The organism is Pseudomonas sp. UTLPPB19802 (genome assembly GCF_059730225.1).
In genome coordinates this window covers 279876-293292 of sequence record NZ_AP048545.1, presented here as the reverse complement: position 1 = coordinate 293292, position 13417 = coordinate 279876, and the positions used below count along the sequence as shown (strand labels likewise).

Genomic DNA, 13417 nt, shown 5'->3' with positions numbered 1-13417 from the left:
ATGTGGGGCCTCGAGCGGTAGGGGTCAGTATCGATACAGGTCTGGCACTCCTTATTCCGCGAGGTCCTGCTCCTCAATAGTGAAGTGGTGATTGGTGAATACGCAAATGTCGCCGGCGATGCCCAGGGCGGTCTCGACGATTTCGCGGGCCGACAGGTCGGTCTTCTTCAGCAGGGCGCTGGCCGCGGCCTGGGCGTAGTTGCCACCGGAGCCCATGGCGATCAGGCCATGCTCCGGTTCGACCACGTCGCCGTTGCCGGTGATGATCAGCGAGGCGTCCTTGTTGGCGACTGCCAGCATGGCTTCCAGGCGGCTCAGGGAGCGATCGGTACGCCATTCCTTGGCCAGCTCGACGGCGGCACGGACCAGATGGCCCTGGTGTTTTTCCAGCTGGCCTTCGAAACGTTCGAAGAGGGTGAAGGCGTCGGCGGTGGCACCGGCGAAACCGGCGAGGACCTGACCGTGATAGAGGCGGCGAACTTTCTTGGCGTTGCCCTTCATGACGGTATTGCCGAGGGAAACCTGGCCGTCGCCACCCATGACGACTTTGCCGTGGCGGCGAACTGAAACGATGGTGGTCAAGGGAGTGTCTCCACGCAGCGGGGCGAAAATGCCTGATGGAAACTCATATGGGGGTGGTGCAGGGATTTTCAACCGTGGGTAAGGCTGGGGGACGAGTGGTGTAGGAGGGGTGTGCGGTTTCTGTGGGATCAGGCTTGCTGGCGATAGCGCTGTGCCAGGTGGCGAAGCTGTTGGGCTTTGGATGCCCATCGCCAGCCTGCCGGCTCCCTCGTGGGGGAAGCCGGAAGGCTTTTGGGCGAGGTCAGCGGCTCTGGCGTTGTTGTAACAACAGGTTGCTGAAACCGCTGCCAGCCAGTTGTTTCTGCGCCGTGGTCAGCTGCTCGCGGTTGCTGAACGGACCGACCAGTACTCGGTACCAGGTTTCGTCCTTCACTGTGCCGGACTCCACCGATACCGCCTGGCCGAGCAGGATGATCTGCGCCCGGACCTTGTCCGCATCGGCTTCCTTGCGGAACGAGCCGGCCTGCAGGAAGAACTTGGTCACCGCTGCCGGCTCTGCCTTGGCCACCGGTGGCGGCGGTGGCGGGGTGATCCCGGCCAGCGCCGCCTGGGCCCGGGCAGTGTCGATTTTCGCCGCTTCAGCCGGAGTCACCGGCGTTTGCGGGGTCGGCACGGGCTGTGGCGTCGGCAGGGTTTTCTCCGGCACGGCTTCCGGCGGCACGATGACCTCCGACTCCGGCAGCAGGGTATAGAAGTCGTATTTTGGCTTCACCGGCTGGGTCGGGCTTGGCGGGGTCTTGTTGGCTTCGGCAACCTTGGTGGCTTTCTGCTGTTCCTGTCGGACCCGCTTGACGTCATCGCCCTTGCCCGGTTCCAGTTTCATCAGGAACACGATAAAGGCGCCGACGCCGAGTCCGATGGCCAACCACAACCAGCCCGGGATCGGCTTCTTCTCGGGGGCCTGGTAGCGGCTGGCGCCGCGCTTGGGTGCGGGTTTTTTCTTCGCGGCCAACTTACATGCGCTCCAGGGTTTCCAGGCCCAGCAGTTCCAGGCCTTGCTTGAGGGTACGACCGCTCAGTGCCGCCAGGCGCAGACGGCTCTGCATGCGGGCCGGGGTGTCGGCGCTGAGGATCGGGCAGTTCTCGTAGAAGCTGGAGAACAGGCCGGCGACATCGTACAGGTAGGTGCAGAGGATGTGCGGCGTACCCTTTTCGGCAACGCTGTTCAGCACTTCGGAGAACTGCGCCAGTTTTGCTGCCAGCTCCTGCTCGTGGGCGGCTTCGAGCACGATCTGCCCATCGACTTCGCTGAAGTCCTTGCCCAGTTTGCGGAACACACCGGATACCCGGGTGTAGGCGTACAGCAGGTAAGGTGCGGTGTTGCCTTCGAAATTGAGCATCAGGTCGAAGTTGAAGCTGTAGTCGCTGGTGCGGTGCTTGGACAGGTCGGCGTACTTCACTGCGCCGATGCCCACCACCCGGGCGATTTCACGCAGCTCGGCTTCGGCCAGCTCCGGGTTCTTTTCCTTGACCAGGTTGTAGGCGCGTTCCTGGGCCTCGGTCAGCAGGTCGATCAGCTTGACCGTGCCGCCGTCGCGGGTCTTGAACGGACGGCCGTCGGCGCCGTTCATGGTGCCGAAGCCCATGTGTTCCATTTCCATCGGATGGGTCACGAAGCCGGCCTTGCGTGCCACCGCGAACACCTGCTGGAAGTGCAGGGCCTGGCGCTGGTCGACGAAGTACAGTGCACGGTCGGCCTTGAGCTGGCGGCTGCGGTAGCGCACGGCTGCCAGGTCGGTGGTGGCGTAGAGGTAGCCGCCGTCGGCCTTGACGATGATCACCGGCAGCGGCTCGCCTTCGGCGTTCTTGAACTCGTCGAGGAACACGCACTGGGCGCCGTTGCTCTCCACCAGCATGCCGGCGGCCTTGAGATCGTTGACCACGTTGATCAGGTCGTCGTTGTAGGCGCTTTCACCCATGACGTCGGCCATGGTCAGCTTGACGTTGAGCAACTCGTAGATCTTCTGGCAATGGGACAGCGAGATGTCCTTGAACCGCGTCCACAGCGCCAGGCACTCGGCGTCGCCGGCCTGCAGCTTGACCACCAGGCCGCGGGCGCGGTCGGCGAACTCGGGCGACTCGTCGAAGCGCTGCTTGGCGGCGCGGTAGAAGTTCTCCAGGTCCGACAGCTCGTCGCTGGTGATCGGGTTTTCCTGCAGGTAGGCCATCAGCATGCCGAACTGGGTGCCCCAGTCGCCAACGTGGTTCTGGCGGATCACCGTGTCGCCGAGGAACTCCAGGACCCGCGCGACGCCGTCACCGATGATGGTCGAGCGCAGGTGGCCGACGTGCATTTCCTTGGCCAGGTTCGGCGCCGACAGGTCGACCACGGTGCGCTGGGCTGCGCCGGCCTTGCGCACGCCGATGCTGGCGTCGGCCAGGGCAGCGTCCAGGCGCGAGGCCAGGGCCTGGGTGTTCTGGAAGAAATTGATGAAGCCTGGGCCGGCGATTTCTGCCTTGCTGACGTTTTCGTCGACCGGCAGCGCGGCGATCAGTTTTTCCGCCAGGTCGCGTGGCTTCAGGCCGGCGGGCTTGGCCAGCATCATGGCGATGTTGCTGGCGAAGTCGCCGTGGGTCTTGTCGCGGGTATTCTCGACCTGGATCGCCGGCGTCAGGCCTTCAGGCAACACACCTTCGTTGACGAGTTGGGTGAGGGCTTGCTGGATCAGCTGGCGAATGGTGTCTTTCATGGTCTTCTCTTTCGACCGCGAGCGCGGCGGCGCCCAAGGCGCAGGTGGAAAAACTGGGCATTATCCGTTGCCGGGGCGAGCTTGCCAACAGGTTGCGGACTTGTGGTGTGCGTAGGGGGCCCTTCGCGGGCAAGTCGGATCGCCGCCCGCCTGCTCCTACAAGTTCGGCGTTGTGCACAGTATCCGTGTTTGGCTCCGACCTGCAGGAGCGTGGCTTGCCCGCGAAAAGGCACTCCGGCTCAATACAGATCCACCGGATCGACATCCAGCGACCACCTGACCTGTCGCCCGCCCGGCATCTGTTCCAATACCAGCAACCAGTGGCTCAACAGGCGATGCAGCGGCGCCCGTGCATTGGCCTGCAGCAGCAGCTGCGCGCGGAAACGCCCGGCGCGGCGCTCCATCGGTGCCGGCACCGGCCCCAGCAGCTCGATGCCGCCCAACTCCATTTCACCCAGCAGGCGCTCGGCCTCGCTGCAGGCTTCGTCGAGAAAGCCCTCGGCCTGCCCCGGCTTGTGGGCTTCGGCGCGCAGCAGGGCCAGGTGTGCGAACGGCGGCAGGCCGGCGGCGCGACGCTCGCTCAGGGCCTGCTCGGCAAAGGCGAAATAGCCCTGCTCGGTCAATTGCACCAGCAGCGGGTGGTCCGCCAGGTGGGTCTGGATGATCACCTTGCCTGGCTCTTCTGCCCGCCCAGCCCGGCCCGCCACCTGGACGATCAGTTGGGCCATGCGCTCGCTGGCCCGGAAGTCGCCGGAGAACAGGCCGCCGTCGGCGTCAAGGATCGAGACCAGGGTCACCCGTGGGAAGTGATGGCCCTTGGCGAGCATTTGCGTGCCGACGAGGATGCACGGCTGGCCTTTCTGGATGGTAGCGAACAGCTGGTTCATCGCGTCCTTGCGTGATGTGCTGTCGCGGTCGACCCGCAGCACCGGGTAGTCGGGGAACAGGATCGCCAGGCGTTCCTCGGCGCGCTCGGTACCGGCGCCGACCGGCCGCAGGTCGACCTTGCCGCACTGTGGGCAATTGCGTGGCACCCGCTCGACGTTGCCACAATGGTGGCAGCGCAGTTCGCCATGGCGCTGGTGCACGGTCATGCGCGCATCGCAGCGCGAGCATTCGGACATCCAGCCGCAGTCGTGGCACAGCAGTGTTGGCGCAAACCCCCGGCGATTGAGAAACACCAGCACCTGCTGGCCGGCAGCGAGCGTCTGGCCGATGGCTTGTTGCATCGGCCCGGAGATGCCGCTGTCCAGTGGCCGGCTTTTCACATCCAGGCGCAGGAAGCGTGGCTCCTTGGCGCCGCCGGCCCGGTGGGTCAGGCGCAGCAGGCCGTAGCGACCGATATGGGCGTTGTGCAGGCTTTCCAGGGAGGGGGTGGCGGAGCCCAGCACGATCGGGATGTTTTCCTGGCGGGCGCGTACCAGGGCCAGGTCGCGGGCGTGATAGCGCAGGCCTTCCTGCTGTTTATAGGAACCGTCGTGCTCTTCATCGATGATGATCAGGCCGGGGGTTTTCATTGGCGTGAACAGTGCCGAGCGGGTACCGATGATGATGTCGGCCTCGCCGTCCCGTGCCGCCAGCCAGGCATCCAGGCGTTCGCGGTCGTTGACGGCCGAGTGCAGCAAGGCGATCCGGGCGTTGAAGCGTTGCTCGAAACGCGCCAGTGTCTGCGGGCCGAGATTGATCTCCGGGATCAGTACCAGGGCCTGTTTGCCCGCCTCGAGGGTCTCGCGGATCAGTTGCAGATAGACTTCGGTCTTGCCGCTGCCGGTGACGCCGGCCAGCAGGAAGGCATGGAAGCTGTCGAAACCGGCGCGGATTGCGCTGCAGGCCGCGCGTTGTTCGTCGTTGAGCGGCAGCTCCGGCTGCGCCAGCCAGTGTTCGTGACGCTCGACAGGGGCATGGCGGCGAATTTCCACCTGCACCAGGTTCTTGGCCAGCAGCAGGTCGAGGCTGTCCTTGCTCAACTGCAGTTTGCCCAGTAATTGATGAGCCACGCCGTGGGGATGCTGAGCCAGGGTGGCCAGGGCCTCGCGCTGGCGTGGGGCCCTGGCGATACGCGTGTCGTCGAGGCGCGCCCCCGGTACGATCGACCAGAAACGCTCCTGGCGGGCCTCTGCCGGCTCGCCCTGGCGCAGCAGGACCGGCAAGGCCCAGCTCAGGGTGTCGCCGAGGCTGTGCTGGTAATACTGGGCGGTCCACAGGCACAGTTTGAACAGCGCCGGTGGCAGCGGAGGCGTGGCATCGAGCAGGGCCAGCGCGGGCTTGAGCTTTTCCGCCGGGACTTCGCTGTGTTCGGCGATTTCCACCAGGATGCCGATCATTTCCCGCCGTCCGAACGGCACCCGCAACCGCATGCCGGGGTGCAGCGCAGTGCGCGGCACGCCCTTGGGCGCCCGGTAGTCGAACAGGCGGCGCAAGGGCGAAGGCAGGGCGAGGCGCAGGATGGCTTCGGACACGCGGTTATCTCGGACAGTGGCGATGAATAGGGGCGCGAGCCTAGCAGACGACTGGTGCAGGGGACAGCTTGCTTCATTGCGCAAGGGTGGTATTATCTCCGGCTAAATTACGTGCGGTGTTCAACAATAGTGTTGGGCGGCGGCACGCTAGCCGAGGAAGTCATCATGAAAGCAGACATTCATCCAGAATACCCAGCAATTGCCGTTACCTGCAGCTGCGGCAACAAGTTCGAAACCCGTTCGACTTTCGCCAAGCCTCTGGCAATCGACGTGTGCAACGAGTGCCACCCGTTCTACACCGGTAAGCAGAAGACCCTGGACACCGGCGGCCGCGTTCAGAAGTTCGCCGATCGTTTCGGTGCATTCGGTGCGAAGAAGGCCTAAGGCTTTTTTCCTGGGCGGCCTGAAGGGCTGTCCCATGCTGAATAAGAAGGCGCTCCTTGTGAGCGCCTTTTTTGTGGGCGCGATTTACCGGCTGCAGGTGGGGTGTGATGGCGAGCACGCTTGAGGCTCTTGGCTCATCCTCTCTAGCCATCCGGGTGCGCTGAAAAGAATCTGTCGAGAAAAATTGTAGACATTTTCATTGTTGATTGTGAACAGTTTTAGCCTTGTATTTCGCGGCTCTTGGGCCAAAGTCGTAGGTTGCGACCCTTGACACCGGTGACTGGTCAGTCTTGTGAGGATTTTGCGACACGCGTATCCTCGGCGGTCCGTCTGTCCCACAGTAAAAAGCGGAATGCCCATATGTCAGATTTGAAAACTGCCGCTCTCGAATATCATGCCAATCCTCGTCCGGGGAAGCTGAGCGTCGAGCTCACCAAAGCCACTGCCACCGCCCGCGACCTGTCGCTGGCCTACAGCCCTGGTGTCGCCGAGCCTGTACGTGAAATCGGTCGCGATCCCGAGCTGGCCTACAAGTACACTGGCAAGGGCAACCTGGTTGCGGTCATTTCTGACGGCACCGCGATCCTCGGCCTGGGTAACCTCGGCCCGCTGGCCTCCAAGCCGGTCATGGAAGGCAAGGGCGTGCTGTTCAAGCGTTTCGCCGGTATCGACGTGTTCGACATCGAAGTCGACTCGGAAAGCCCGCAAGCCTTCATCGACACCGTCAAGCGTATCTCCATCACCTTCGGTGGGATCAACCTGGAAGATATCAAGGCACCTGAGTGCTTCGAGATCGAGCGCGCGCTGATCGAACAGTGCGACATCCCGGTATTCCACGATGACCAGCACGGCACCGCGATCGTCACCGCGGCCGGCATGATCAACGCCCTGGAAATCGCCGGCAAGACCCTGCCGGAAGCCAAGATTGTCTGCCTGGGTGCCGGCGCTGCGGCAATCTCCTGCATGAAGCTGCTGGTCAGCATGGGCGCCAAGATCGAGAACATCTTCATGATCGACCGCAGTGGCGTCATCCACTCCGGCCGTGACGACCTGAACCAGTACAAGGCAGTCTTCGCCCACGCAACCGACAAGCGCACCCTGGCTGAAGCCCTGGAAGGCGCTGACGTGTTCGTCGGCCTGTCCGGTCCGAACCTGCTGAGCGCTGAAGGCCTGAAGTCGATGGCGGCCAACCCGATCGTGTTCGCCTGCTCGAACCCTGATCCGGAAATCGCCCCGGCGCTGGCCCACGCCACCCGTAGCGACGTGATCATGGCGACCGGCCGTTCGGACTTCCCGAACCAGGTCAACAACGTTCTGGGCTTCCCGTTCATCTTCCGTGGCGCCCTGGACGTTCGCGCCAAGCGCATCAATGAAGAGATGAAGATCGCCGCTGCCAACGCCCTGAAGGACCTGGCCAAGCTGCCAGTGCCGAAGGAAGTGTGCGAGGCCTATGGTGTTGACTCGCTGGAATTCGGCCGTGAGTACATCATTCCGAAGCCATTGGATGCCCGTCTGATCACCGTGATCTCCGATGCTGTGGCCAAGGCCGCGATCGAGACCGGTGTGGCGACCCTGCCGTATCCGAAGAACTACCCGCTGAAAAGCGTGGATGACGTGTTCAACGGCTAAGCCGCTGTAGCGTCAAATGAAAAGCCCCGGCTCGGATGAGTCGGGGCTTTTTTGTGGTCGGTAACATGGCCGTGGTGGCAGGGCGGCCCAGTGTGGCGAGCGGGCTTGCCCGCGCTGGGTGCAAGGCACCCCAAAACCTGCTGGCCGCGCCGTTTCAGTCTATGCGCGCTGCCTGGGTTGCGGCTGCGTTGCAGCCGAGCGCGGGCAAGCCCGCTCGCCACAAAAAAACTGCTCTTATCCCAATAGTTCGGCTTTCATCAGAACAGATCGATCGGCGCCGACTCGTCTGCTGGCAGCGGGCTGCCAGGAGCGCTGCCGCCATTGCCCAGTTCGTTGACCGACGGTGGCGTATCTTCGCTCTTGAACAGCTCGAAATAGGCGTTCGGTGTGCCTGGCACTGCTGCGCGGCCGCTGACCGGGTCGACCCGCAGACTGAGGATGCCTTCCGGCTCGGCCTGGGTGTGTGGCGGCTTGTCCTTGAGTGCGGCACCCATGTAGTCCATCCAGATCGGCAGCGACACTGTGCCGCCGAACTCGCGCCGACCAAGACTTTCAGGCTGGTCGAAGCCGGTCCAGACGGTGGTCACGTAGTCGGCGTTGTAGCCGCTGAACCAGGCATCCTTGGATTCGTTGGTGGTACCGGTCTTGCCGGCCAGGTCGCTGCGGCCCAATGCCAGGGCGCGACGGCCAGTGCCGAGCTTGATCACGTCCTCGAGCATGCTGTTGAGGATATAGGTAGTGCGCCCGTCGACGATGCGCTCGGCGATGGCCGGTGCCTGGGTGGTCGGGCTCGGGCTTTCGCTGTTGCTGTTGACGGTGAAGGTCGAATGGCTCGGGGCAGCGATGCCGCTGCTCGCCGCAGTGCCGGTTGGCACGCTCGGCGGGTTGGCGACGAACAGGGTCTCGCCATTGCGGCTTTCGATCTTGTCGATCAGGTACGGCGTGATCTTGTAGCCGCCGTTGGCAAAGGTACTCCAGCCGGTGGCGATCTCCATCGGCGTCAGTGTTGCGGTACCCAGGGCCAGGGACAGGTTGCGCGGCAGGTCCTGCTTGTTGAAACCGAACCGGGCGATGTAGTCGATGGTCTTGTCGACGCCCAGGCTTTGCAGCAGGCGGATCGACACCAGGTTGCGTGACTTGTACAACGCTTCACGCAGGCGGATCGGGCCGAGGAAGGTGTTGGTGTCGTTCTTCGGGCGCCAGACCTTGTCCAGGTATTCGTCGACGAACACGATCGGTGCATCATTGACCAGGCTGGCCGGGGTATAGCCGTTGTCCAGGGCCGCGCTGTAGATGAACGGCTTGAAGCTGGAGCCTGGCTGGCGCTTGGCCTGCATGGCGCGGTTGTAGTTACTCTGTTCGAAGGCGAAGCCGCCGACCAGAGCCCGGATTGCGCCGTTCTGTGGGTCGAGCGAGACCAGTGCGCTCTGGGCGGACGGGATCTGGCTGAACTTGAGGCTGTTGTCTTCCTGGCGCTGGACGCGAATCAGATCGCCGACCTGGGCGACATCCGCCGGCTGCTTGGGCGCGGCGCCGATGCTGTTGGTGTTCAGGTAGGGGCGAGCCCACTTCATGCTGTCCCAGGCCACGGTTTCGTTGCCATTGCGGGTCAGTACCTGCAGGGCGCCCTTGTCCACCTGGGTGACGATCGCCGGCTCAAGGCCGCTGATGGTGCGCTGCTTGCTCAGTTCGAGGTTCCAGGCCTCGCGGGTCTTGCCTGGCAGGCGTGACTCGGGGCCGCGATAGCCATGGCGCTGGTCATAGGTGATCAGGCCTTCCTGGACGGCATGGTTGGCCAGTTCCTGCAGGTTGCTCGGCACCGTGGTGGTAACGCGGAAACCTTCGGTATAGGCGTCGCTGCCGTAGCGGCCGACCATTTCGGCACGGGCCATTTCGGCGATGTACGGCGCGTTCACTTCCGGCGTCGGCACGTGGTAGCTGGCGTTCATCGGCTCGGCGAGGGCAGCCTGGTAGGCGGTTTCGTCGATCTTGCCCAGCTTGTACATGCGGCCGAGGATCCAGTCACGACGCTCCTTGGCGCGGACCGGGTTGGCCAGCGGGTTGAAGCGCGATGGCGCCTTCGGCAGGCCGGCAATCGTGGCCATCTGGGCCAGGCTGATATCGCGAATCGACTTGCCGTAATAAACCTGTGACGCGGCCTCGATACCGTAGGCGCGGTTGCCCAGGTAGATCTTGTTCACGTACAGCTCGAGGATTTCGTCCTTGGTCAGCTGGCGCTCGATCTGCAGGGCCAGGAGAATTTCGTTGGTCTTGCGCGAGAAGCTACGCTCACTCGACAGGAAGAAGTTCTTCGCCACCTGCATGGTGATGGTGCTGCCGCCGGACTGGATGTGTCCGCTCTTGACCAGTTGGGTTGCGGCACGCATCAGGCTGCTGGGGTCGACGCCATAGTGGTTGGCGAAATTGTCGTCTTCGGCGCTCAGCAGGGCGTTGATGAAGTTGGGCGGAATGTCGGCGAAACGGATGGGGGAGCGGCGCATCTCGCCAAATTCTGCTATCAGTTTTCCGTCACTGGTATAGACGCGCAGCGGAATCTGCAACTGGATGCTTCGCAGGGCCTCCACGGACGGCAGGCCCGGACTAAGATAGAGAAATGCGCCGCTCAGGACGAGCAACAGCCCGCAGAATACGGCGATGAAAGACCACCCGAAAAACTTCAGCAGACGAATCAAGGCTTGTGGATTTCCAGATAAAAGAATGAGTTAGGCGTCAGGCTAGATTTACGGCAAGCGCTGGTTCGACGACTCGGAGAAAAACGTGGGGCATTATAAGCATTTTTGGCCTTGAGCGTCATTTGCGCTTATGTCAAGACTGCTATTAAATGCCCTTCATCATAAAGGGTCCGTAAGTCGCGGATAGTAATAGGGAATCGGTAGTGCTTGGACTCTTCGGCAAAAAAGCGCATTCGCTCCTGGGGATAGACATCAGTTCCACCTCGGTAAAGCTCCTCGAATTGAGCCGCTCAGGCAATCGATATCGGGTCGAGTCCTACGCCGTGGAACCGTTGCCGCCCAATGCCGTGGTCGAGAAGAACATTGCCGAGCTCGAAGGCGTTGGCCAGGCCCTTACCAGGGTGCTGCTCAAGGCCCGTACCAGTGCCCGCGAAGCTGCGGTGGCGGTGGCCGGCTCCGCGGTCATCACCAAGACCATCGAAATGGATGCCGGGCTCTCCGACGACGACATGGAGAGCCAGCTCAAGATCGAAGCCGACCAGTACATTCCCTACCCGCTGGAGGAAGTCGCCATCGACTTCGAGGTCCAGGGCTATTCGGCTCGCAATCCCGAGAGGGTCGAGGTGCTGTTGGCCGCCTGTCGGAAAGAAAACGTCGAAGTGCGCGAGGCCGCCCTTGGCCTGGCCGGGCTCGATGCCCGGGTGGTCGATGTCGAGGCCTATGCACTGGAGCGTTCCTTCGGCCTGCTGGCGGCGCAGTTGGCCATCGACCATGACCGGCTGACGGTTGCGGTGGTCGACATCGGCGCGACCATGACCACCCTGAGTGTCCTGCACAACGGGCGAATCATCTATACCCGCGAGCAGTTGTTCGGTGGACGCCAGCTCACCGAGGAAATCCAGCGGCGCTATGGCCTGTCCAACGAAGAGGCGGGGTTGGCGAAGAAGCAGGGCGGTTTGCCTGACGACTACGTGGTCGAGGTCCTGCAGCCATTCAAGGATGCCCTGGTCCAGCAGGTTTCCCGTTCCCTGCAGTTCTTCTTCGCCTCCGGCCAGTACAACGATGTCGACTACATCCTGCTGGCCGGCGGTACCGCGTCCATTGCCGGGCTCGACCACCTGATCCAGCAGCGCCTGGGCACGCCGACCATGGTCGCCAACCCGTTCGCCGACATGGCCTTGAGCAGCAAGGTCAACGCCGGGGCCCTGGCCAGCGATGCGCCAGCCCTGATGATCGCCTGTGGCCTGGCGTTGAGGAGTTTTGACTGATGGCGCGGATCAACCTTCTGCCCTGGCGCGAGCAACTACGCGAAGAGCGACGCAAGCGCTTTCTGACGGCCCTGGTCGGTGTGCTGGTGATTTCGGTCGGTATCGTCCTGGTTGCCGACCAGTACATCAGCAGCTCCATCGACCACCAGGTGGCGCGCAATGCCTATGTGAACAAGGAAATTGCCCAACTCGACTCGCGGATCAAGCAGATCAGTGAGTTGAAAGCACGTCGCCAGCAATTGATCGAGCGGATGAAAATCATCCAGGACCTGCAGGGCAACCGGCCGATCAGTGGACGGATCTTCGATCAACTGGCGCGAACGTTGCCCGATGGCGTGTACTTCACGGACGTGAGCATGACCGGCAAGACCATCGCGATCACCGGTGCGGCAGAGTCCAACAACCGTGTTTCGGATCTGATGCGTAACCTCGAAGCCTCCGAGTGGCTCGAGGCGCCGAGCCTCACCGAAGTCAAGGCGACCACCAGTGGCGCGGTCGACCAGGCCAACGTGTTCCAGTTGAGCGTGCGCCAGACTCAGCCTCCGGTTCCGGGAGCGGCCAAATGAATCTGTCCGAACGCCTGGAAAACCTGCGCAAGATCGACCTTGCCGATCTCGACATGCAGAACATCGGTTCCTGGCCGGCAGCGGTCAAGGGCGCTTGCGGGATCATCGTTGCCCTGCTGGTGCTGGCGCTGGGCTACAACTTCTACATCAAGGACCTGACCGACCAGCTCGACCAGCAACGCGCCACCGAAGTCACCTTGAAGGAGCAGTTCGCGACCAAGGCACACCTGGCGGCGAACCTGGAGGCCTACACCCAGCAAATGCTCGACATGGAGGCTTCCTTCGGTGCGTTGCTCAAGCAGTTGCCCAGTGATACCGAGGTGCCGGGGCTGTTGGAAGACATCACGCGTACCGGGCTCGGCAGCGGGCTGGAGTTCGAGGAGATCAAGCTGTTGCCGGAAGTGGCGCAGCAGTTCTATATCGAGTTGCCGATCCAGATCACCGTGACGGGTGCCTATCACGATCTCGCCACCTTCGTCAGCGGCGTGGCCAGTCTGCCGCGCATCGTCACCCTGCACGACTTCGAGATCAAGCCCGTGACTGCCGGCAGCGGCAACAAGCTACGCATGAGCATTCTCGCCAAGACCTACCGCTACAATGACAAGGGGCTGCAGAAATGATCGGCCTGCGTGGGTTGTGCCTGGGGCTCCTGGGGCTGCTACTGGCGGGGTGCGGGGGTGGCAACGACTTTGCCGACCTGGATGCCTACATGCGCGAGGTGCGTGCGCGGCCGGCCGGCAATATCGAGCCGACGCCGAAGTTCCAGTCCTACGAGGCGTTTACCTACAGCGCCTCGTCGTTGCGCAGCCCGTTCCAGCCGCCGATCAAGATCGACCTGGTGAATCGCCAGAAGGGCTCGCGCGAGGTCAAGCCGGACCCGAACCGGACCAAGCAATTCCTCGAAGGCTTCAATATCGAACAGTTCGAGATGGTTGGCACCCTTTCCAATGCCAGCGGCACCTACGCCTTGTTGCGTGGGGCGGGTGGCGTTCACCGATTGAAAGTAGGGGATTACCTGGGGCGTAACGAGGGCCATATCGTGGCCATCAGCGATTCCCAGGTCGAGGTGATCGAGATCGTACCGGACGGCGAAGGTGGCTGGCTGGAACGACCGCGCACTATCCCCTTGAAAGAGCACTCATAGTG

Annotated in this window: 11 protein-coding genes; 6 read left to right on the top strand and 5 right to left on the bottom strand. The window is 62.8% G+C overall.

Annotated elements, in window-relative coordinates:
- Positions 1-51: 51 nt before the first annotated feature.
- The 4 genes from hslV to AC6I6U_RS01250 all read right to left on the bottom strand — a co-directional run bounded on the left by hslV (position 52) and on the right by AC6I6U_RS01250 (position 5731).
- The gene (gene hslV, locus AC6I6U_RS01265; protein WP_017901757.1) at positions 52-582 is read right to left on the bottom strand and encodes an ATP-dependent protease subunit HslV; all 531 of its coding nucleotides are present in this window, start codon (positions 580-582) and stop codon (positions 52-54) included.
- 241 nt (positions 583-823) lie between these two features.
- Positions 824-1534, bottom strand: coding sequence for an SPOR domain-containing protein (locus AC6I6U_RS01260; RefSeq protein WP_497880285.1), 711 nt, complete (start codon positions 1532-1534; stop codon positions 824-826).
- Position 1535: 1 nt separating this feature from the next.
- Entirely contained in the window at positions 1536-3272 is a 1737-nt protein-coding gene (argS, locus tag AC6I6U_RS01255; RefSeq protein ID WP_497880284.1) for an arginine--tRNA ligase, read from the bottom strand.
- Positions 3273-3511: 239 nt separating this feature from the next.
- On the bottom strand, positions 3512-5731 hold the full coding sequence (locus AC6I6U_RS01250) for a primosomal protein N' (RefSeq protein ID WP_497880283.1): 2220 nt from the start codon (positions 5729-5731) through the stop codon (positions 3512-3514).
- A gap of 165 nt (positions 5732-5896) precedes the next feature.
- On the opposite strand from AC6I6U_RS01250, the gene rpmE reads away from it, so the two are divergent.
- Entirely contained in the window at positions 5897-6115 is a 219-nt protein-coding gene (gene rpmE, locus AC6I6U_RS01245) for a 50S ribosomal protein L31 (RefSeq protein ID WP_075117472.1), read from the top strand.
- A 360-nt stretch (positions 6116-6475) separates the two neighbouring features.
- On the top strand, positions 6476-7744 hold the full coding sequence (locus AC6I6U_RS01240) for a malic enzyme-like NAD(P)-binding protein (protein ID WP_497880282.1): 1269 nt from the start codon (positions 6476-6478) through the stop codon (positions 7742-7744).
- Positions 7745-8001: 257 nt separating this feature from the next.
- On the opposite strand, the gene AC6I6U_RS01235 is transcribed toward AC6I6U_RS01240, so the two are convergent.
- Complete coding sequence (locus tag AC6I6U_RS01235; RefSeq protein ID WP_497882961.1) at positions 8002-10434, bottom strand: penicillin-binding protein 1A; 2433 nt, start codon at positions 10432-10434, stop codon at positions 8002-8004.
- 206 nt (positions 10435-10640) lie between these two features.
- Here AC6I6U_RS01235 and AC6I6U_RS01230 point away from each other — a divergent pair, with 206 nt between their 5' ends.
- From AC6I6U_RS01230 to pilP, 4 genes are read left to right on the top strand one after another with little or no spacing between them, the layout of a single operon-like run.
- Positions 10641-11705 (top strand): pilus assembly protein PilM, encoded by a 1065-nt coding sequence (locus AC6I6U_RS01230; protein WP_497880281.1) that lies wholly within the window; start codon positions 10641-10643, stop codon positions 11703-11705.
- The gene (locus tag AC6I6U_RS01225; protein WP_497880280.1) at positions 11705-12271 is read left to right on the top strand and encodes a PilN domain-containing protein; all 567 of its coding nucleotides are present in this window, start codon (positions 11705-11707) and stop codon (positions 12269-12271) included. Before AC6I6U_RS01230 ends, AC6I6U_RS01225 begins: the two co-directional genes overlap by 1 nt.
- Positions 12268-12891, top strand: a complete 624-nt coding sequence (gene pilO / locus AC6I6U_RS01220; protein ID WP_497880279.1) for a type 4a pilus biogenesis protein PilO — start codon at positions 12268-12270, stop codon at positions 12889-12891. The genes AC6I6U_RS01225 and pilO overlap by 4 nt, the downstream gene beginning before the upstream one ends.
- Positions 12888-13415 (top strand): type 4a pilus biogenesis lipoprotein PilP, encoded by a 528-nt coding sequence (gene pilP / locus AC6I6U_RS01215; protein WP_497880278.1) that lies wholly within the window; start codon positions 12888-12890, stop codon positions 13413-13415. Before pilO ends, pilP begins: the two co-directional genes overlap by 4 nt.
- The last annotated feature ends 2 nt before the right edge of the window (positions 13416-13417 follow it).

What these genes read in the sequence shown, in the direction of transcription:
- pilP (WP_497880278.1), top strand. Translation starts at nt 12,888, where the DNA reads ATGATCGGCCTGCGTGGGTTGTGCCTGGGGCTCCTGGGGCTGCTACTG.
- argS (WP_497880284.1), bottom strand. Translation starts at nt 3,272, where the DNA reads ATGAAAGACACCATTCGCCAGCTGATCCAGCAAGCCCTCACCCAACTC.
- rpmE (WP_075117472.1), top strand. Translation starts at nt 5,897, where the DNA reads ATGAAAGCAGACATTCATCCAGAATACCCAGCAATTGCCGTTACCTGC.
- AC6I6U_RS01240 (WP_497880282.1), top strand. Translation starts at nt 6,476, where the DNA reads ATGTCAGATTTGAAAACTGCCGCTCTCGAATATCATGCCAATCCTCGT.
- AC6I6U_RS01225 (WP_497880280.1), top strand. Translation starts at nt 11,705, where the DNA reads ATGGCGCGGATCAACCTTCTGCCCTGGCGCGAGCAACTACGCGAAGAG.
- pilO (WP_497880279.1), top strand. Translation starts at nt 12,268, where the DNA reads ATGAATCTGTCCGAACGCCTGGAAAACCTGCGCAAGATCGACCTTGCC.